This window comes from Rhodoferax sp. (genome assembly GCF_028715765.1).
In the GTDB taxonomy this organism is placed as follows: Bacteria; Pseudomonadota; Gammaproteobacteria; order Burkholderiales; family Burkholderiaceae_C; genus Rhodoferax.
The window spans coordinates 1-19,229 of record NZ_JAQURE010000002.1; the positions used below are offsets into that span (position 1 = coordinate 1).

General features: G+C 56.3%; 20 protein-coding genes. 8 read left to right on the forward strand and 12 right to left on the reverse strand.

Translation table 11 applies throughout. The features are described 5' to 3' along the window. Positions 1-132 precede the first annotated feature (132 nt). From PHT20_RS00880 to PHT20_RS00890, 3 genes are all read left to right on the forward strand, one after another. Positions 133-1,488, forward strand: coding sequence for an acyltransferase family protein (locus PHT20_RS00880; protein WP_301019018.1), 1,356 nt, complete (start codon positions 133-135; stop codon positions 1,486-1,488). A gap of 600 nt (positions 1,489-2,088) precedes the next feature. Next, positions 2,089-2,829 (forward strand): glycosyltransferase family 2 protein, encoded by a 741-nt coding sequence (locus PHT20_RS00885; RefSeq protein ID WP_300081349.1) that lies wholly within the window; start codon positions 2,089-2,091, stop codon positions 2,827-2,829. A gap of 280 nt (positions 2,830-3,109) precedes the next feature. Next, entirely contained in the window at positions 3,110-4,306 is a 1,197-nt protein-coding gene (locus PHT20_RS00890; protein ID WP_300081352.1) for an amino acid aminotransferase, read from the forward strand. A gap of 14 nt (positions 4,307-4,320) precedes the next feature. Here the strand turns inward: PHT20_RS00890 and PHT20_RS00895 are convergent, their stop codons facing one another. Then, positions 4,321-5,226 (reverse strand): dienelactone hydrolase family protein, encoded by a 906-nt coding sequence (locus tag PHT20_RS00895; RefSeq protein ID WP_301019019.1) that lies wholly within the window; start codon positions 5,224-5,226, stop codon positions 4,321-4,323. 206 nt (positions 5,227-5,432) lie between these two features. On the opposite strand from PHT20_RS00895, the gene PHT20_RS00900 reads away from it, so the two are divergent. From PHT20_RS00900 to PHT20_RS00910, 3 genes are all read left to right on the forward strand, one after another. Further along, a complete protein-coding gene (locus PHT20_RS00900; RefSeq protein WP_301019020.1) occupies positions 5,433-6,674 on the forward strand; it encodes a 3-methyl-2-oxobutanoate dehydrogenase (2-methylpropanoyl-transferring) subunit alpha in 1,242 nt (413 codons plus the stop codon). Between the two features lie 80 nt (positions 6,675-6,754). Next, complete coding sequence (locus tag PHT20_RS00905; RefSeq protein ID WP_301019131.1) at positions 6,755-7,759, forward strand: alpha-ketoacid dehydrogenase subunit beta; 1,005 nt, start codon at positions 6,755-6,757, stop codon at positions 7,757-7,759. A 3-nt stretch (positions 7,760-7,762) separates the two neighbouring features. After that, positions 7,763-9,085, forward strand: a complete 1,323-nt coding sequence (locus PHT20_RS00910; protein WP_301019021.1) for a dihydrolipoamide acetyltransferase family protein — start codon at positions 7,763-7,765, stop codon at positions 9,083-9,085. Between the two features lie 3 nt (positions 9,086-9,088). Here the strand turns inward: PHT20_RS00910 and PHT20_RS00915 are convergent, their stop codons facing one another. The 7 genes from PHT20_RS00915 to PHT20_RS00945 are packed head-to-tail and all read right to left on the reverse strand — an operon-like array spanning position 9,089 to position 15,195. Continuing rightward, a complete protein-coding gene (locus PHT20_RS00915; RefSeq protein ID WP_301019022.1) occupies positions 9,089-10,171 on the reverse strand; it encodes a chemotaxis response regulator protein-glutamate methylesterase in 1,083 nt (360 codons plus the stop codon). Between the two features lie 10 nt (positions 10,172-10,181). Continuing rightward, positions 10,182-10,829, reverse strand: a complete 648-nt coding sequence (gene cheD, locus PHT20_RS00920; RefSeq protein ID WP_300081368.1) for a chemoreceptor glutamine deamidase CheD — start codon at positions 10,827-10,829, stop codon at positions 10,182-10,184. Further along, positions 10,816-11,676 (reverse strand): CheR family methyltransferase, encoded by an 861-nt coding sequence (locus PHT20_RS00925; protein WP_301019023.1) that lies wholly within the window; start codon positions 11,674-11,676, stop codon positions 10,816-10,818. The genes cheD and PHT20_RS00925 overlap by 14 nt, the downstream gene beginning before the upstream one ends. A 21-nt stretch (positions 11,677-11,697) precedes the next feature. Next, positions 11,698-12,186 carry a chemotaxis protein CheW gene (locus tag PHT20_RS00930; RefSeq protein ID WP_301019024.1) on the reverse strand — a complete coding sequence of 163 codons (489 nt, stop codon included), beginning with the start codon at positions 12,184-12,186 and terminating at the stop codon, positions 11,698-11,700. A gap of 29 nt (positions 12,187-12,215) precedes the next feature. Continuing rightward, the gene (locus PHT20_RS00935) at positions 12,216-14,360 is read right to left on the reverse strand and encodes a chemotaxis protein CheW (protein ID WP_301019025.1); all 2,145 of its coding nucleotides are present in this window, start codon (positions 14,358-14,360) and stop codon (positions 12,216-12,218) included. A gap of 47 nt (positions 14,361-14,407) precedes the next feature. Next, positions 14,408-14,770: a response regulator gene (locus tag PHT20_RS00940; RefSeq protein ID WP_301019026.1), complete on the reverse strand. Its 363-nt coding sequence runs from the start codon at positions 14,768-14,770 to the stop codon at positions 14,408-14,410. Between the two features lie 32 nt (positions 14,771-14,802). Continuing rightward, a complete protein-coding gene (locus tag PHT20_RS00945; RefSeq protein WP_300081415.1) occupies positions 14,803-15,195 on the reverse strand; it encodes a hypothetical protein in 393 nt (130 codons plus the stop codon). A 128-nt stretch (positions 15,196-15,323) separates the two neighbouring features. On the opposite strand from PHT20_RS00945, the gene PHT20_RS00950 reads away from it, so the two are divergent. Both PHT20_RS00950 and PHT20_RS00955 read left to right on the forward strand, forming a co-directional pair. Then, positions 15,324-16,436, forward strand: a complete 1,113-nt coding sequence (locus PHT20_RS00950) for a sensor histidine kinase (RefSeq protein ID WP_300081383.1) — start codon at positions 15,324-15,326, stop codon at positions 16,434-16,436. Continuing rightward, positions 16,433-17,062, forward strand: a complete 630-nt coding sequence (locus PHT20_RS00955; RefSeq protein WP_301019027.1) for a response regulator transcription factor — start codon at positions 16,433-16,435, stop codon at positions 17,060-17,062. The genes PHT20_RS00950 and PHT20_RS00955 overlap by 4 nt, the downstream gene beginning before the upstream one ends. 6 nt (positions 17,063-17,068) lie before the next feature. Here PHT20_RS00955 and fliR read toward each other — a convergent pair whose 3' ends face one another. From fliR to PHT20_RS00975, 4 genes are read right to left on the reverse strand one after another with little or no spacing between them, the layout of a single operon-like run. Further along, a complete protein-coding gene (fliR, locus tag PHT20_RS00960) occupies positions 17,069-17,836 on the reverse strand; it encodes a flagellar biosynthetic protein FliR (RefSeq protein ID WP_300081389.1) in 768 nt (255 codons plus the stop codon). Between the two features lie 10 nt (positions 17,837-17,846). Continuing rightward, positions 17,847-18,116, reverse strand: a complete 270-nt coding sequence (gene fliQ, locus PHT20_RS00965; protein ID WP_300081391.1) for a flagellar biosynthesis protein FliQ — start codon at positions 18,114-18,116, stop codon at positions 17,847-17,849. Positions 18,117-18,125: 9 nt separating this feature from the next. Then, a complete protein-coding gene (gene fliP, locus PHT20_RS00970; protein ID WP_301019132.1) occupies positions 18,126-18,869 on the reverse strand; it encodes a flagellar type III secretion system pore protein FliP in 744 nt (247 codons plus the stop codon). Positions 18,870-18,907: 38 nt separating this feature from the next. Then, positions 18,908-19,225, reverse strand: coding sequence for a flagellar biosynthetic protein FliO (locus PHT20_RS00975; protein ID WP_301019028.1), 318 nt, complete (start codon positions 19,223-19,225; stop codon positions 18,908-18,910). Positions 19,226-19,229: the final 4 nt, after the last annotated feature.

Here is a 19,229-nt window from a genome sequence, read left to right on the forward strand (position 1 = left end):
TAGGCGTGCCAAGTTAGTTATCGGGATGCTCGCTCCCAAAGAATTTTCTCGGCATCGACCCCGTCACCTCCACCCTAGAGTTTCTTTCATCATCCGGGGCGTCGGCTTGGATTCATGACAGTTAGTTTTTTTATGCTGCCAACCCGCGCATGGGAGCTGTTGGCAGGTGTGATGCTGGCACAGGGCATGTTGCCTGCGCCCCGTAGCGTGCGAGGGGAGTGGTTGCGCGCAGGGGTTGGCATGGGTTTGATCGCTTTCGCGTTGGTGTTTTATACCGAGAAAACGCCTTTCCCTGGGCTTGCAGCCCTACCACCTGTACTGGGTGCGGTGTTGATTATTTCTGCAGGTTTGCGTAACGCGCGGGGGGTAAACGTTTGGTTGTCAAGCAAGCCCATGGTTTTCATTGGGCAAATTTCATACCCTCTTTACCTATGGCATTTTCCGCTGTTGGGGTTTGCTGGTTACATGAGTCTGACTGGTTTGGGCGTGGCGCAAACGGTTGCGGTGAATGGGGTGATTGTGTTGTGCGCGCTGGTGTCTTGGCGGTTTGTGGAGCAGCCCATACGCCAACGCAGAGTGTTGGCTGGTCAACGGTTGATGTTTGCGTTTGGGGTGGCGTGCATTGCAGTCACGTTATTGGCCGGGCTGTTAATCCATTTTGGCCGTGGTTTTGAGTCGCGTTTTGAGGGTGACCGCCAGAAAATTGTACGTGCTATGACAGACCGCATAGCCAACAAAGATGCCTGCATGAACTTTGCCCCAGATCAGATTTCCAAGGGTGAGTTGTGTCATCTGGGTGTAGAAGACATGAGCCAGACTGATGTAGTGGTGTGGGGTGATTCGCACGCTGGGGCATTAGCCCCTGGCATTGCAGACATGGCAGCCAATGCGGGTAGAAGTGCCTTGTTTGCCGGGCAACATGGCTGCGGGATAGGCTTGCATTTCCAAGAAACGGGCTGGTCAGATCGAGCCTGTGTAGCGTTCAGCAAGGCCATGCTGGCTTACCTGATGACAACACCAAGCATCAATAAGGTTGTACTGGTGTCGCGCTGGAGTTCACTGCGCGCACCACCACTGCAAGCACCGGCGAAATCAAGTCCAGCATCTGTTACAGCGGCGCAGGCATTGGGTCAAGTGGTGGCGCAATTGAGAATGGCTGGCAAACAGGTGTGGCTGGTTGGCCCGGTGCCAGATGTCAAAACCTTGGTGCCAAGGGCGTTGTATTTGAAGTCAATGGGTTTTGCGCAAGACTTTGAAATCAGGCAGAGTTTGGCGGAATACGTCGAAATTCAAAAAAACACACTTGCAGTGCTGCGCCATTTGGCAGAGCAACCCGGTGTGTCATTGGTGTTGCCGCATGAGCGGCTGTGTCAAACCGCGTGGTGCGACGTAGCACAAGACGGCTACCCGCTGTATTTTGATGACAACCATCTGTCAACCCATGGTGCAAAGATTGCTGCTCAAGTATTAGCACCCCTATTCAAGTAACCTATTTTGAAAATCTCCGTCATCACCGCCGTTTACAACCGCGAAGATTCCATCACCCAGGCGGTGCAGAGTGTGCAGGCGCATACAAACTGACAGCCGAAACAAGTGCTATTGTGGTATTCTTTTTTGCATGCACACCATCATCACACCTTCGCCAGTCAAGCGGAAAGCACCAGGCGCTGCCTCTAATGTCCGTAAGACAGCCTTCAGGTCGTCGTCTGCGCCTATGCGTGCCGTACCAAAGCTGAGCACGGAAGAAGATTCTTTTCTAAGTGGCATCACTTCCACCGGGCAGTTCACAATCAAAAAATCTCAGGGTATGTATGCCGGTGCACGGTCATTGCGCATCGTGAAATAGCAAAGTGGATGAAGGTTCGCGTTACAAGCCAGCTTACGGCGCAGTTGCTCGCTGTTGGCGCGCATGATCTTTGGTTGCCAGTGATTCAAAAGCTTCTTGCAGACTTTGTGGTCGTCGCGGACAACTTTGATTTCAATGGGTCAATTCCCTAAGGGTAGGTTGACGTCATTGATGATTGCGACATCTATCCGATAGGTATTAGTAGCTCTGCTATTTGTAGCAAAACATCAGAAAGTTGCGTTTTGAAAATCACCGTCATCACCGCCGTTTACAACCGCGCAGATTCCATCACCCAGGCGGTGCAAAGTGTGCAGGCGCAGTCTTGGCCTAACGTGGAGCATGTGGTCATAGACGGGGCGTCCACCGACGGCACCTTGCAGGCGCTGCAGGCATGCATGAACGCCCAAACTGTGTGGGTCAGTGAGCCAGACAAAGGCATTTACGACGCCCTCAACAAAGGGCTGGCGCGCGCCACCGGCGATGTGCTGGGCTTCATGCATTCAGACGACTTTTATGCCGACAAAGATGTGCTGCAAAGCGTGGCCGCCGCCTTTGCCAACCCCGCTGTTGATGCGGTGTATGGCGACCTGGACTATGTGGCCAAGGCAGACCCAGCGCGCATCATTCGCCGCTGGCGCTCGGGGCAATACAGCGCCGCCAAGCTGACCCACGGCTGGATGCCGCCGCACCCCACGCTGTATGTGCGCCGCAGTGTGTTTGAGCGCTGGGGCGGGTTTGATACCCGTTTCAAAATCGCCGCAGATTACGACGCCATATTGCGCTACTTTGGCCAGGGCAAGATTGCGCCCGCCTACATTCCCCGAGTGTTGGTCAAAATGCGCTTGGGTGGTGAAAGCAACCGCTCGCTGGCGCGCATTTGGCTCAAAACCCGTGAAGACTACCGCGCCCTGCGCCGCAATGGGGTGGGCGGCATGGGGGCGCTGGTATGGAAAAACCTGAGCAAGCTGGGGCAGTTTGTGTGAGGGCCGAGCGGTTTGCCAATGGTGTCTTTTGCTTTGGGCAGGGCGGGTAGTCAGCATTGGCATCATGTACATGTTGGGTTGCGGGTGATTTACTACTTTTGGTCAGGCAGTGACCAATTTTGGCCGAGTCCAGACCGATTTCAACCTGACGGCGAAACCATGCATCGTGCGAACTGGCTTTCTGCTGGTGCTGCACAAATTCCCGCATGTAGTCACGCAGCATCCGTACAAACCCGCAGTCTAAAATCGAGCGATTTTTTAACCACCAAGAAAGCCTGTCATGTCTCTCTTTTCCGCCGTCGAAATGGCCCCTCGCGACCCCATTTTGGGTTTGAACGAACAATTTAACGCTGACACCAACCCCGCCAAAGTGAATTTGGGTGTGGGCGTGTACTTTGACGACAACGGCAAGCTGCCCCTGCTGCAATGCGTGCAAGCCGCTGAAAAAGCCTTGCTCAGCGCTCCCAAGCCGCACGGCTATTTGCCCATTGACGGCATTGCCGCTTATGACGCTGCCGTGAAAGCGCTGGTGTTTGGTGCCGACAGCGAGCCGGCGGCCTCTGGCCGTGTGGCCACGGTGCAGGCATTGGGCGGCACGGGTGGTTTGAAGCTGGGTGCTGACTTTTTGAAAAAGCTCAACCCTGCGGCCAAAGTGCTGATTTCTGACCCCAGCTGGGAAAACCACCGCGCGCTGTTTACCAATGCCGGTTTCACGGTGGAAAGCTACCGCTATTACGACGAAGCCACCCGCAGCTTGAACTTTGCCGGCATGTTGGCCGACCTGAATGCCGCCGCCGCTGGCACCGTGGTGGTGTTGCACGCCTGCTGCCACAACCCCACTGGTTACGACATCACCCCCGCCCAATGGGACGAGGTGATTGCCGCGGTGAAAACCCGTGGTTTGGTGCCGTTTTTGGACATGGCTTACCAAGGCTTTGGCTACGGCCTGGCTGAAGATGGCGCGGTGATTGGCAAGTTTGTGGCCGCTGGGCTGATGTTTTTTGTGTCCACGTCATTCAGCAAGAGCTTTAGCCTGTATGGCGAGCGCGTAGGCGCTTTGAGCGTGGTGTGCAAAGACAAAGAGGAAATGGGTCGGGTGTTGAGCCAGCTCAAGATTGTGATTCGCACCAACTACAGCAACCCACCCACTTTTGGTGGTGCGCTGGTGGCCGCCGTGCTGAGCACGCCAGAGCTGCGTGCGCAGTGGGAGCAAGAGCTGGGCGAGATGCGGGTGCGCATCAAGGCCATGCGCCAAAAGCTGGTGGATGGCCTGAAAGCCGCTGGCATTGCGCAAGACATGAGCTTTATCACCACGCAAATTGGCATGTTCAGCTACTCAGGCCTGAACAAAGACCAAATGGTGCGCCTGCGCAATGAGTTTGGCGTGTATGGCACAGACACCGGCCGCATGTGTGTGGCCGCGCTCAACAGTAAAAACATTGACTATGTGTGTGCCAGCATAGCCAAGGTGATCTAAATCGCATCAGCCCGTCAAGCCACACCGTGCGTTTTGAACCAGTTCAGGGCACGGGCAAAGCCGTCTGCGGCGGGCTCTTTGCGGTAGCTGGGGCGGTAGTCGGCATGGAAAGCGTGGGGTGCGTCGCGGTACACCACAAATTCTGAGGCCTGTGCCGCCGCATTGCCCTTGGCGGCAGCCAGGGCGTCTTTCATTTGGTTGATGGTGGTCAGGGGAATGCCTTTGTCTTCGCCGCCATACAGCCCCAGCACAGGAGCTTTCAGTTGGGCTGCCAACTCCAGCGGGTGCTTGGGCGTGAGTGCGGTAGAGGCACCGACCAAACGGCCATACCAGGCCACGCCAGCCTTGACGTGCTGGCTTTGCTCGGCATAAAGCCAGGTGATGCGCCCACCCCAGCAAAAGCCGGTGATGCCCACTTTTTTCAAATTACCACCATGGGTGCCGGCCCATGCCACGGCACCGTCCAGGTCTTGCATGACTTGCGCGTCGGGCACTTTAGACACCACTTCGGCCATCAGCTTGGCCATTTCACCGTAGCTGCCTGGGTCGCCCTGGCGGGCGTACAGATCGGGCGCAATGGCCAGGTAACCGGCATGCGCCAGGCGGCGACAGGTATCGGCAATGTACTCATGCACGCCAAAAATTTCTTGAACCACCAAGATCACTGGCAAGTTTTTCTTGCCTGCGGGTGCGGCGTGAAAAAACGGCACAGCAAAGCCGTCCACATCGTAAATGCCCTCGCCTGTGACCAAGCCTTGCGCGCTGGTTTTGATGGCGGTTTGCGCCATGATGGGCATGGTGCTGGCGGCGTAGCCCACCCCCAGCGCCACTTTCATGGCGGTGCGGCGGCTGGTGCCTGCCAGTGTGGATTGGCCGGGCAAGAGAGCATCGAAGTCTTTGGCTTGGTCTGGGGTCAACATGAAACAGCTCCGTGGTTGAAAAAAACCTGCAGCATAAAGCGCCTTGCAACTTGAGCTTTTTGTAGGGGTTTGCGGTATGCTTTGCACCGCAAACACGGCTGCTGGTGATCCTGACAGCGGGTTTGCACCTACCGCGTCACGTGCTTTACCCCTGGCACAAGACGCTATTTCTTTTTTGACCACAAGTCTGCAAGGAGACCCTCACCATGCCACAGCGCAAACCCCTGCATCTGCACGTGCCAGAGCCCACTGGCCGACCCGGGCACGACACCGATTTTTCTTACCTGCCCTTGTCTGCCGCCGGTGCCAAACGCCGCCCGCCGGTGGATGTGGCTGCCGCGCAAACCAACGACCTGGCCTTTGCGCTGATTCGCGTGTTAGACGACTCCGGCCAAGCCCAAGGCCCTTGGGACCCCCACATCAGCCCCGAAGTTTTGAAACGCGGCCTGCGCGCCATGATGCTGACCCGAGCCTTTGACGCCCGCATGCTGATAGCCCAGCGGCAGAAAAAAATGTCGTTTTACATGCAGTGCCTGGGTGAAGAGGCCATAGCCTGCGCCCATGCGCTGGCCATTGGCGAGGGCGACATGTGTTTTCCCACCTACCGCCAGCAAGGGCTGCTGCTCAGCCGCCCCGACAACCAGATGGTTGACATGATCTGCCAGCTCTACAGCAACACCCGCGACCCCATGAAGGGCCGCCAGCTGCCGGTGATGTACAGCAGCAAAAAACAAGGCTTTTTCTCTATTTCTGGCAACCTGGCCACGCAGGTGATTCAAGCCGTGGGCTGGGCCATGGCCAGCGCCATCAAGGGCGACGACAAAGTGGCCAGCGCCTGGATTGGCGACGGCGCCACCGCCGAGGCTGACTTTCACACCGCGCTGACCTTTGCCCACGTTTACCGTGCGCCAGTCATCATCAACGTGGTCAACAATCAGTGGGCCATTTCCACTTTTCAAGCCATTGCCGGCGGTGAAGGCACCACCTTTGCAGCACGCGGCGCGGGCTGCGGCATTGCCAGTTTGCGGGTGGATGGCAACGACTTTCTGGCCTGTTATGCAGCCAGCAAATGGGCGCTGGAGCGCGCCCGCTCCAGCTTTGGCCCGACGCTGATTGAGTGGGTCACTTACCGCGCCGGCCCGCATTCGACCAGCGACGACCCCAGCAAATACCGCCCCGCGAATGATGCTGCACGCTTTCCGCTGGGTGACCCCATTGCCCGCCTGAAACAGCACCTGATGGCGCTGAACGTGTGGACCGAGGCCGAGCACCAAGCGACCCAAAAAGAGGTTGAAGCCGAGGTGCTGGCTGCGCAAAAAGAAGCTGAGACCTACGGCACCCTGGCCGACAGCCATACCCTGGATGTGGTCAGCATGTTTGAAGATGTGTACCAACACATGCCTGTACACCTGCTGCGCCAACGCGCTGAACTGGGAGCCGCAGCATGAGCCAGCACGCCACCCCAACTTCAGCACCCAACCAAGCCGGTGCAACCCTGCCCAGCAAGGAGTCCACGCCACCCACCCCCATGACCATGATCCAGGCGCTGCGCTCGGCCATGGACGTGATGCTGGCACGCGACCCCGATGTGGTGGTGTATGGGCAAGACGTGGGCTACTTTGGTGGCGTGTTTCGCTGCACCGAAGGGCTGCAGCAAAAATACGGCAACCAGCGCGTGTTTGACGCGCCTATTTCAGAGGGCGGCATTGTGGGCACGGCCGTTGGCATGGCTGCCTACGGCTTGCGCCCGGTGGTAGAGATTCAGTTTGCCGACTATGTGTACCCGGCCACAGATCAGATCGTGTCAGAGGCAGCGCGCCTGCGCTACCGCTCGGCGGGCGACTTTACCTGCCCAATGACGATTCGCATGCCCTGCGGCGGCGGCATTTATGGCGGCCAAACCCACAGCCAAAGCCCCGAGGCCATGTTCACCCAGGTGTGTGGCCTGCGCACGGTGATGCCGTCGAACCCGTTTGATGCCAAAGGCTTGCTGATTGCTGCCATAGAAAACAACGACCCTGTGATCTTTTTGGAACCCAAGCGCTTGTACAACGGCCCGTTTGACGGCCACCATGAGCGCCCGGTGGTGCCCTGGAGCAAACACCCACTGGGTGCCGTGCCTGAAGGTTATTACAGCGTGCCGCTAGACACGGCTCGCATCACCCGCGCCGGTGCAGCGGTGACGGTGATCGCCTACGGCACCATGGTGCATGTGGCTGAGGCTGCGGCGCTTGAGTCTGGCGTGGACGCTGAAATCATTGACCTGCGCAGCTTGTGGCCGCTGGACCTGGACACTGTGGTGGCATCGGTCAAGAAGACTGGCCGCTGCGTCATCGTGCACGAAGCCACCCGCACCAATGGGCTGGGGGCGGAGCTGATGGGTCTAGTGCAGGAGCATTGCTTCTACCACCTGGAGGCGCCCATTGAGCGCGTGACCGGCTGGGACACGCCCTACCCTCACGCGCAAGAGTGGTCTTACTTTCCGGGGCCCGCGCGCGTGGCGGCGGCTTTGCAACGTGTGCTGGAAGGCTGAACCATGAGCATCAAAACCATCAAAATGCCAGACATTGGCGAAGGCATTGCCGAAGTGGAGCTGGTGGCCTGGCATGTGCAAGTGGGCGACGAGGTGACCGAAGACCAGATTTTGGCCGACGTGATGACCGACAAAGCCACGGTTGAAATCCCCTCACACGTGGCTGGCACCGTGCTCAGCCTGGATGCAGTGGTGGGGCAAGTGGTGGCTGTAGGCACTGAGATTATTCATATCAATTCGGCTGTAGCGCCCGTATTACAAGCACAAGCAGCTATTGATAATGATGCAAGCAGTGAAGTCTGCGTTGACACCGTACCCACTCTAGCAAGCGCACCAGCAACAGCACCAACACCTGTATCGGCACCAAATGCACCCAGCCCGGCCTTACCCCCTCCCTCTTTTGGAGAGGGTTGGGGTGGGGGTTTGCCAGCCCGTCCAACCACCCACTTGCGCCCGATTGCCGCGCCCGCCGTGCGCAGGCGCGCCTGGGAGCTTGGCGTTGACCTGAGCCAAGTGCCCGCCACGGGGCCTGCCGGGCGCATCAGCCAGGCTGACCTGGCAGGTTTTGCTGCAACCCACTCCATAAATAATAGCAACTCATGCAATGAAGACGAGCGCTACAGGCCAATGGATGCCACAGAAATGGTGCCCGTGATCGGCCTGCGGCGCAAAATTGCGCAAAAGATGCAAGAAGCCAAGCAGCACATTCCGCACTTCACTTACGTCGAAGAAATCGACGTGACTGAGCTGGAGACACTGCGCGCACAGCTCAACGCCCAACACGCCAACCAACGTGGCCGATTGACGCTGCTGCCCTTTTTGATGCGCGCCATGGTGATGGCTGTGCGCGAGCACCCGCAAGTGAACGCCCGGTTTGATGATGCGGCCAACATGCTGACCCGATTTTCAGCGGTGCATTTGGGCATTGCCACGCAAACGCCTGGGGGCTTGATGGTGCCGGTGGTGCGCCACGCCGAAACGCTTGACCTGTGGGCCAGTGCCGCCGCCGTGACGCGTGTCAGTGAGGCCGCCCGCAGTGGCCACGCCACCCGCGAAGACTTGAGCGGCTCCACGCTGACCCTGACCAGCCTGGGGGCGCTGGGTGGTGTGGTCAGCACACCAGTCATCAACTACCCCGAGGTGGCCATTGTGGGCACCAACCGCATGGTGGAGCGGCCGGTTTTTCAAGGCGGGCTGGTGGTGGCGCGCAAACTAATGAATCTATCAAGCTCGTTTGACCACCGGGTGGTTGATGGCATGGATGCGGCCAAATTCATTCAGCACATCCGCACGCTGCTGGAGTGCCCAGGCCTGCTGCTGGTGTGAGGGTTAAACCCTGAAACGGTCGGCCGTGGCGTTGAGCTTGGACATCAGCGCGGCGGCGATGTCTTTCAGGGGCAGCACTTCGTCTGCGGCGCCATGGGCAATGGCTTCTTTGGGCATGCCAAACACCACGCATGAGGCTTCGTCTTGGACGATGTTGTAGCTGCCAGCGTCTTTCATCTCACGCATGGCACGGGCGCCGTCGTTGCCCATGCCGGTGAGCATGATGCCAAAGGCGTTGCGCCCAGCCACCTTGGCGCCTGAGCGAAACAGCACCTCGACCGAGGGTTTGTGCCGGTTCACCGGCTCGCCGTCTTCCACCACAGCCACGTAGTTGGCACCACTGCGGTCAATTCTGAACTGCTTGCCGCCCGGTGCCAGGTAGGCATGGCCGGGCAAAATGCGCTCGCCGTACTCGGCTTCACGCACAGCAATGCGACACAGGTTGTTGAGCCGAGCAGCAAAACTGGTGGTGAAGCCAGGTGGCATGTGTTGGGTAATGACAATGGCTGGAAAGTCAGCCGGCAATGGCATCAAGACTTCTTTGATGGCCTCGGTGCCGCCGGTTGAGGCGCCAATGAACACCAGCTTTTCAGTCGACACCCGGCCTTGCAAGCCGCCTAACATGGCGGCAGGCTGCGCCTGGGGTGTGGAGGTCTTATTGACCTGCGCCACGATGCGCCGAATGTGAGCGCTGGCCGCAATGCGGATTTTTTCAACAATTTGACTCGACAGCTCGTTGATGCCATCTGCCACGCCCATGCGTGGCTTGGAGACAAAGTCCACCGCGCCCAGCTCCAGGGCTTTCATGGTGACCTCGGCACCGCGCTCGGTCAGTGTGGAAATCATCACCACGGGCATCGGGCGCAGGCGCATCAAACGGCCTAAAAAATCAATGCCGTCCATGCGCGGCATTTCAATGTCAAGGGTGATCACGTCGGGGTTGAGCTCGCGAATCATCTCGCGGGCAATCAACGGGTCATGCGCGGCACCCACACACTCCATGTCGGGCTGGCGATTGATGATGCCCGCCAACAAACTGCGCACCAGCGCCGAGTCATCTACCACCACCACACGAATTTTCTTCAATTCAGCACCTTCAAAACAAATCAACAGAGCCACCGGAGGTAGTCTTGGCCAACGAGGCGGCGTTGCCCTTGCGCTCTTCCACCGCCAGGGTTTCGGGGTGAGAGTGCGCCAGCCGCTTGACCAAAGCCTTGCCCGTGGTCGGGAAAAAACACACCTTGCGTGGGTGGATGTCGAGCACGTCTTGCGACACCACCGGAATGCGCTCGGTGGCCAGGTAGTCGAGCACAAACTTGGTGTTGCGCTCGCCCACGTTCATCGAGGTAAAGCCGGCCATGACCTGAGCGCCACCAAACACTTTGGCTTGCATGGTTTCGCGCCGCGCCCCCATTTTGAGCATTTGGTTGATGAGCAGCTCCATGGCATAAGAGCCGTAGCGTCCACCACCGTCGGCACTGTCGCCGTCAGGCAGCATGAAATGGTTCATGCCGCCGGCGCGGATGCGTGGGTCCCACAAACAAGCCGCAATGCAGGAGCCTAGCACGGTCATGATCATCAAGTCTTCGTTCGACACAAAATACTCGCCAGGCAACACCTTGACGGCGTCGTACTGAAAGTGATGGTCGCTGTAAAAAAACGAGGCTTCGCCCGGGTTGCGCGGCAAAGATTTCAGGTAGTCAACCCTGGAAGCGCGGGCACGAACCACTTTAACGCCGCTCATACACCGTCTTTCCCTTGAGCACAAACAAGTCACGCGACTCACTGAAGTTTTCAGCATGCCCCACAAACAAAAGCCCGCCGGGCACCATGACGCGGTGGATACGCTCGAGCACTTTGCGCTGGGTGGGGGCATCAAAGTAAATCATCACGTTGCGACAGAACACCACGTCAAAAGGCTCGCGAAATGGCCAATCATCTCGCACCAGGTTGACACTGATGAAGTCCACCATGCGCTGCAGCTCAGGCTTGACCCGCACCATGCCACTGTTGCCACCCTTGCCTCTGAGAAAATATTTTTGAAGCTGCGCTTGCGTGACATTTTTCAGGTTTTCCAGCCGGTAGACGCCTTGCGCTGCGCTGGCTAACACTTTGGAGTCGATGTCGCTGGCCGTGAGCTTGAGGTGGGCGTTGCTGCCCAGGGCATCGGTGGCCGTCATGAGGATGGAATAGGGCTCTTCACCAGTAGAAGCTGCACTGCACCACACGCGCCATGGCGCATGACCGGGATGGCTTTGAAGATACTCACTGAAAATGTCAAAGTGATGGTGTTCGCGAAAAAACGAGGTCAGGTTGGTGGTCAGCGCATTGATGAATTCTTGCCACTCAGAGCCCTCTTGGTTTTCCAGCCAAGTCAAATAAGCCTTGAAGCTTTGGTGCCCGGTTTCACGCAGGCGGCGTGACAAGCGGCTGTAGACCATGGCGTGTTTGCCATCGTGCAGGCTGATGCCAGCGCGCTGGTAAATGAGCTTTTGCACGCGGTCAAAGTCTGCATCTGACCAAGCAAACTCACGCCCTTGCACCTCACTCATGCCGGCGTCTGGCTGAAATTGTCCGGCTAAAACTGACATGCGTGTGCGGGGGGAATGACCTCAGAAGGCGTCTGATGACAAGCCCATGTCAGGGGCGGACATGAGTTTTTCAATGTCAAGCAAGATCAACATGCGATCAGCCAGGGCACCCAAGCCGATGACGCAGTCGCGGTCAATCACGCTGTCGACCTCTGGCGCGGGGCGCTGGTCTTCAGCCGAAAGCTCCATCACGTCGCTGACCGAGTCCACCACAATGCCCACAATGCGGTGATGCAAGTTGAGAATGATGACCACGGTGAAGGCATCGTATTGCGCCTGGGCGCAATTGAACTTCAAGCGCATGTCCACAATCGGCACGATGGTGCCGCGCAAGTTGACAACGCCTTTGATGAACGAAGGGGCGTTGGCAATGCGTGTGGGCGGCTCATAGCCACGGATTTCTTGCACTTTCAGAATGTCAATGCCGTACTCTTCACGGTCTAGCCGGAAAGTCAGGTATTCACGGGCACCCACAGCCAGGGCGTCGTTCATTTTTTCTATTGCACTCATCTTTTTTCTCCTGAGGTGAGTTGGGCGGGTCAGTGGCGAGACCGGCGAACCAAGGCAGCAGTGTCCAAAATCAAGGCCACTTTGCCGTCGCCCAAAATGGTAGCGCCCGACACATTGGGCACTTTACGGTAGTTAGACTCCAGGTTTTTCACCACCACTTGCTGTTGGCCCAGTAGTTCATCCACCAAGAGCACCACCCGGCTGCCTTCGGCCTCGATCACCACCATGATGTCACTGGCTCTTTCGGTGTCAAAGCGCGGCACCTGAAAGACTTTTTCAAGTTCAATGACCGGCATGTATTCATCGCGCACCTTGACCAATTGGGCATCTTGACCCACTGTGCTGACGGCATTGGATTTGACCTGGAAAGACTCTACTACCGACGACAACGGCAATATGTAAACCTCGTTGCCTACGCCTACCGACATGCCGTCCATGATGGCCAGCGTGAGCGGCAGTCTCACCGACACTTTCATGCCATGACCTTCATCTGATTCAATGTCTACTGTGCCATTGAGTGAGGTGATGTTGCGCTTGACCACATCCATGCCCACACCGCGGCCAGACACATCGGTGACCACTTCAGCGGTCGAGAAACCTGGTGCAAAAATCAATTGCCAGACCTCAGCATCGGTCATGGTGTCAGACACATCCAGACCTTTTTCACGCGCCTTGGAGAGGATTTTTTCGCGCGACATGCCTTTGCCGTCGTCGCGCACCTCAATCACAATCGAGCCGCCTTGGTGTGCCGCGGAAAGGGTAATGGTGCCCGTTTCAGATTTACCGGCTTTGAGTCGATCAGCGGGCAGTTCAATGCCATGGTCACAACTGTTGCGCACCAAATGCGTGAGGGGGTCGGTGATTTTTTCAACCAGGCCTTTGTCAAGCTCAGTGGCCTCGCCCTGGGTCACAAAGTCAACTTTTTTACCCAGTTTGCTGGCCAGATCACGCAGCATGCGTGGGAAACGGCTGAAAACGATGGACATGGGGATCATGCGAATCGACATCACAGACTCTTGCAAGTCGCGGGTATTGCGATCCAGGTCTGTCAGCCCGGTGAGCAGTTGTTGGTACAGCGCCGGGTCAAGTGCGCGGCTGTTTTGCGCCAGCATGGCCTGGGTAATAACCAATTCACCCACCAGGTTGATCAACTGGTCAACCTTGTTGATGGCCACCCGGATGGTGGCGGCTTCGGGCTGTACGCCGCCCGCTGGGGCAGCGCCGGCTGGTCTGGCTGCAGCTTTGGCCACTGGCACAGGTGCTGGTGCTGGTGCTGAAGTGGATTCAACCGCTTGCGCCATTGCTGGCAAGGTGGGAACTTCGGGGGCTGCAGCAGGGGCAGACGTGCCAGGAGCACCGGGAGCGCCGTCAAAAAAGCCAAAAGTTGCCTCTGGTTCGGCCGATTGTTCTTGAATCTGGACGTTTTCACGTGCCACATGAAACACAAAAAGGTCAAGCAAGTCTTCATTGCTTGAGGTGGTCAACACATCAAACAATCGGCTGCCTGGTGCTGCACTTGGCACCTCTTTGACATCTCCCAAACCTGGAATGTCCCGAAACAATTCCATCAATGCATTGGCATGGTCTTGGCTTTCCATGTGCGCGATGGTGATCAGCAAATGACGTTTGCCGTCAGGGTCTGCACCTTTAGATGGCGCAGGGGCTGCAACGGCCACCGCTGCAACAGGCATTGCCACAGGAGCTGTTACTGGCTCTGCAACAGGCGCAACCACGGGTGTAGCCACGGTTTCACCCGCCACCAGTGCACGAATCCGGCGAACCAAGTCGACCGTGGATGGCCCCTCGCCAGTGTCACCCGTTTGGTGACGCGCCAGCAAACTGCGCGATGCGTCTGCCGACTCAAGCAACACATCGACCATGGCCGCATTGGGCATCAGCTCGTGGCGGCGCAATTTATCCAGCAAAGACTCCATTTGATGCGTGAGCTCTGCCACATCAGAAAAACCAAAAGTGGCGGCACCGCCCTTGACCGAGTGGGCACAGCGAAAAATGCCATTGAGCTCTTCATCGTCCGCCGTTTCCAAATTCAGACTAAGCAACATTTGCTCCATCAAATCGAGGTTTTCACCAGCTTCTTCAAAAAAGATTTGGTAAAACTGACTCAGATCAAAGTCTGCGCCTGAGCTGCCTGATTCTTGATGTACATCTGCCATCACGGTCTCCTGAGAATATGGACGTTGCCTGCGTTGGTGAGGCGGTGTTACTTGATTACTTTTTTGAGAACTTCAATCAGCCGCACGGGGTCAAAAGGCTTGACCAACCAACCGGTCGCACCCGCCGCCCGGCCGGCTTGCTTCATGAGGTCACTGGATTCGGTTGTCAACATCAAAATAGGAGTGGTTTTGAAATTCGGGTGCTCGCGCAGTTTGCGCGTCAAACCCAAGCCGTCCAGACGTGGCATGTTTTGATCGGTCAACACCAAATCAAAGGTTTGAGTTTGGGCTTTTTCAAAGGCATCTACGCCATCAACAGCTTCAACCACCTGGTAACCGGCGCCCACCAATGTGAATGACACCATCTTGCGCATCGACTGCGAATCATCAACAGCTAGGATCAAAGGCATGAAAAACTCCGACAAATTCAGACATAAAACATTTAAAAAAGCTCAATGGAACCCGCTTGCATTTCATCTTGTGTGACCGGGTTGGGACGCTCCGGAACTTCTTCAACAAATGGCACTGCATCACCATCTTCAAACCCCATGGCATCTGAAGCCAAACGGTAAGCGCAACCCTGCAAAATTTTGGAGGTGTGCCCGATCAACTGTGAGGCCATGTCTTGAAACTGCAATTCGGTCACTGCCGCGTGCAATGCGGCGCGCGCTTGCTCCAGCTCCTTGACGGTTGCCAAATCAGGGGCGGACAGGCCTGCGCTGGCTTGCGTGAAACGCAGCATCAAATTCTCCATGGTGTGCGCCAACAAGCCATCGAGTCGATTGAGGTCGTGCACAACCACCAACAGCGAGTCCTGCACCTCAGCCACCAGCATCAAGGGCAGTTCGACGGTGGGTACTGAAAATGATGTTTGATCAGGCGAAACAGCCAATCATCTCTCCTGTGAGCGGGAAGCCAAAAGAATAAGCCTTACCATTGCAGACAATCATAGCGCCAATCACCATGCGTCAAGCTTCAAACTCAGCCCCCTTGCGAATACTGCACCTGGAAGATTCCACGCCAGATCATGAGCTGGTCAAGCGGGCGCTTAGCAAGGCTGAAGTTTTTGCTGTGTTGACTCAGGTAGACACGCTAGAAGGTTTTTCAAATCTTCTCTCAACGGCTGAGTTTGATGTCATCTTGGCTGACTACAGGCTGCCAGGCTTCACGGCTTTGGATGCCTGGCAAGTGCTTCAGAAATTGAAGTTGCGCACGCCTTTTGTGTTGCTCTCAGGTGCCATTGGTGAAACAGCTGCTGTGGCAGCTATCCAACTGGGCATGAGCGACTACCTGCCCAAAGCAGACTTGAGCAAACTTGGGAGAGTGGTGAATCGTGCCTTGGAAGTGCACCACATGCAGCTAGAAAAAGAGGCTGCACACCTGGAACTGGCAGCGTCTGAAAAGCGTTTGGCCAGTTTCGCTGAGCACTTGCAAAGCGCCATCGAACAAGAGCGTGCAGCCATTGCGCGCGAAATTCACGATGACATTGGGGGCTCTTTGGCCGCCATTCGCTTTGACCTGGCCTGGGCCATGCGCCACACCCATGATGAGTCCTCTTTATCTCATTTATCCAGTGCCAACGAGATGCTCTCGCACGCCTTGCAAGCCAGTCAGCGCATCATGATGAATTTAAGGCCGGCGGTACTCGATCAAGGCTTGGTGGCTGCATTGCATTGGCTGACCACTGATTTCTCAAAAAGAACCAGTTTGCCGGTCAACCTGCGGGCACCTCAGAAAATTGAGTCTTTGAGCAAGGCGGTGCAGTTGACTGCCTACCGTACCGCACAAGAAGCACTCACCAACATCAGCAAATATGCCTGCTGCAGTGCAGTTCGTGTTGAACTTTCAGACAGTGGAGGGCTGTTGACTCTTGAAGTCAGCGACGATGGCATCGGCGTCACCGAGCAAGACATGGCCAAAGCCAGCTCTTTTGGCATCAGAGGTTTGAAGGAGCGTGCGCGAACCGTGGGCGGATGGGTAGATGTGAGCTCGACAGAGAGCCATGGCACGTCGATCACGCTCTCTATCCCCCTTGACTCAGAGTCAACTGAATTTCTTGGAGAAGCCAACACATGATCAAAGTCATTCTTTGCGACGACCATGCCATGGTGCGCCGTGGCATACGCGACACCTTGTCTGAAGCGGTAGACATTCAAGTGACCGCCGAATCTGGCAGCTATGCAGAAGTGCGCGAAGCCATACGGTCGAATGCCTGCGATGTACTGGTGTTAGACATCAACCTGCCAGGACGCGGCGGGCTGGAGGTGTTGGCTAGCCTGCGAGAAACAGAGTCGTCCATCAAGGTTTTGATGGTGTCGATGTACCCTGAAGATCAATACGCGATTCGTTGCCTCAAGGCGGGCGCTCAAGGCTATTTGAACAAGGCCGGTGACCCGGCGGAGCTGATTGCCGCCGTGCGCACTTTGGCGCAGGGACGCAAATACGTGACCCCGGTCGTGGCTCAAATGCTGGTGGAAAACCTCAACACCCCTGAGAGCAGCAGCCCGCACGCGAGTTTGTCAGAACGAGAGCTGCAAACCTTGTTGAAAATTGCCTCAGGCAAGCGCTTGTCTGACATTGCCCAAGAGCTGATGCTGAGCCCAAAAACAGTGAGTGTGTACCGCGCCCGGGTGCTTGAAAAACTCAAGCTTTCCAACAATTCTGAATTGACCGTGTACGCCATACGCAACGGCTTGGTCTAACTTTCTTTACTTTGGCGCAAAGATATCAATGGCATGATTCATCAAAGCCAAAAAGGGTTGATCCAACATAGGTAACGTGGCAGCCATGCCCACCAGCCCGACGGTCAAGGTGATCGGAAAACCAATGGCGTAGATGTTCATCTGTGGTGCCACGCGCGACACAATGCCCAACGCCAAATTGGCGAACATCAGCATGCCAACCATGGGCAACGACATCCATAAACCGGTGGCAAACAGATCTGCCCCGAGCTGCTGAATTTTCATCAGCCTGAGGGCTTCAAGGAAATTTTGATCGAGTGGAAACGCGGAAAAACTTGAAATAACGGTCATCAACACCAGCATGTGACCGCCCATGACAACAAACATGAAGGTTGCCATTTGGCCAAAAAATCGTGCCACAGCGCTGGACTGAGACCCCATGGATGGGTCAAAAAACGAGGCAAAACCCAGCCCCATCTGAAACCCTACCACTTCACCTGCCAGCTCTACCGCGGCCAACACCACGCGCAAAGCAAACCCGATAGCCAAACCTACCCCGACTTGCTGTAATACAGCTCCCATGGCACCTGCAGAATTGATGCTGACAACCGCCTGATCTTGCAAACTGGGTTGAGCGGCTAGCGCAACAAAAAAAGCCAGCCCGATGCGGGCACGCACAGGAAAAGCTTTTGAAGAAAAGATGGGCGCAGAAGTGAACAGCGCCAAGGTGCGTAAAAAAGGCCAGATCAGCGGCGACAACCATGTGGTAAGTTGCGCCTCAGAAAAAGTAATCACAGCAAAAAAGTTACATCACAGAGGCAGGTATGGCCTCAAGCATGCGCCGGATGTAATCCACCAGCGTGCCTAACATCCAGGGCCCGGCCAATGTCAACACGGCAATTGCAGCAATCAATTTGGGCACAAACGCCAAGGTGGCTTCATTGATTTGCGTGACCGCCTGAAAAATACTGATCAGTAATCCAACCACCAGTACAACCCCCAGAATAGGGGCTGAAATCATCAACAACATCCACAGCGCATCTTGCCCCATGGACAACACCAATTGAGAGTTCACATCTCGTCCTTAAACGACAAAACTGGCAGCCAGTGACCCCAACAACAGATTCCAACCATCTGCCAGTACAAAAATCATCAACTTGAAAGGCAAAGCCACCAACACAGGCGAGAGCATCATCATGCCCAGCGACATGAGCACACTGGCCACCACAATGTCGATCACTAAAAATGGAATAAAGATCATGAATCCAATTTGGAAGGCCGATTTGAGTTCACTCGTCACAAACGCCGGAATCAACACCCGCATGGGCGCGGTGTCTGCCGTGGTGGCGACATCGAGCTTGGCCAGCTTAACAAACAAAGCCAAGTCAGATTGACGTGTTTGCTTGCTCATGAACTGGCGCATGGGTACTTCAGCCTTGAGCAAGGCTTGATCAAAAGGCAAAGTGTTGGTGCTGTATGGCAGGTAAGCATCGTTGTAGACCTTGTCCAGGGTGGGTCCCATGACAAACAGCGTCAAAAACAGTGACAAACCCACGATGACCTGATTGGGCGGCACAGACTGCGTGCCCAAGGCTTGCCGCAGCAAAGACAGCACAATGACGATGCGGGTAAAACCCGTCATCATCAGCAAAATGGCAGGCAAAAATGAAAGCGCCGTGAAAAAAAGCAGCGTTTGCACCGGCACCGAGTAACTGGTGCCGGTGCTGCCCGTGCCCAGCAACAACGGTAACTGTGCAGAGTTTTGTGCCCATACCACCGCTGGCACACACAGCATGGACATGACCATGCATTTCGCAGCTCGCGACATCACCCACCCATTCAAAATGTGCTTCATCCCGATACGCGTCAAGACGGCTCCACCATGGAAGTGGCTTGCGTTTGCACAAGACTTGAGGCAAACGCCACCGGAGCCACAGAGGTGTGTAAACACGAAATGTGTTGTGGTGTCACGCCCAAGGTCAGCCAAACGCGTGCCTCAGGTGGACCCACCTCTACTGTGACCACCTTCTGATGGGTACCAACACTGACAGCAGAAACCACACGCGAGACGCTAGACACGCCAGACAACTTGCCACCTGCACGTGCTTGCAGCCACTTCAGCCCCACAGGTACCAGCGCCAGCAACACCACAAACAACAACACCGACACCCAAGCCTGCGTCATCACA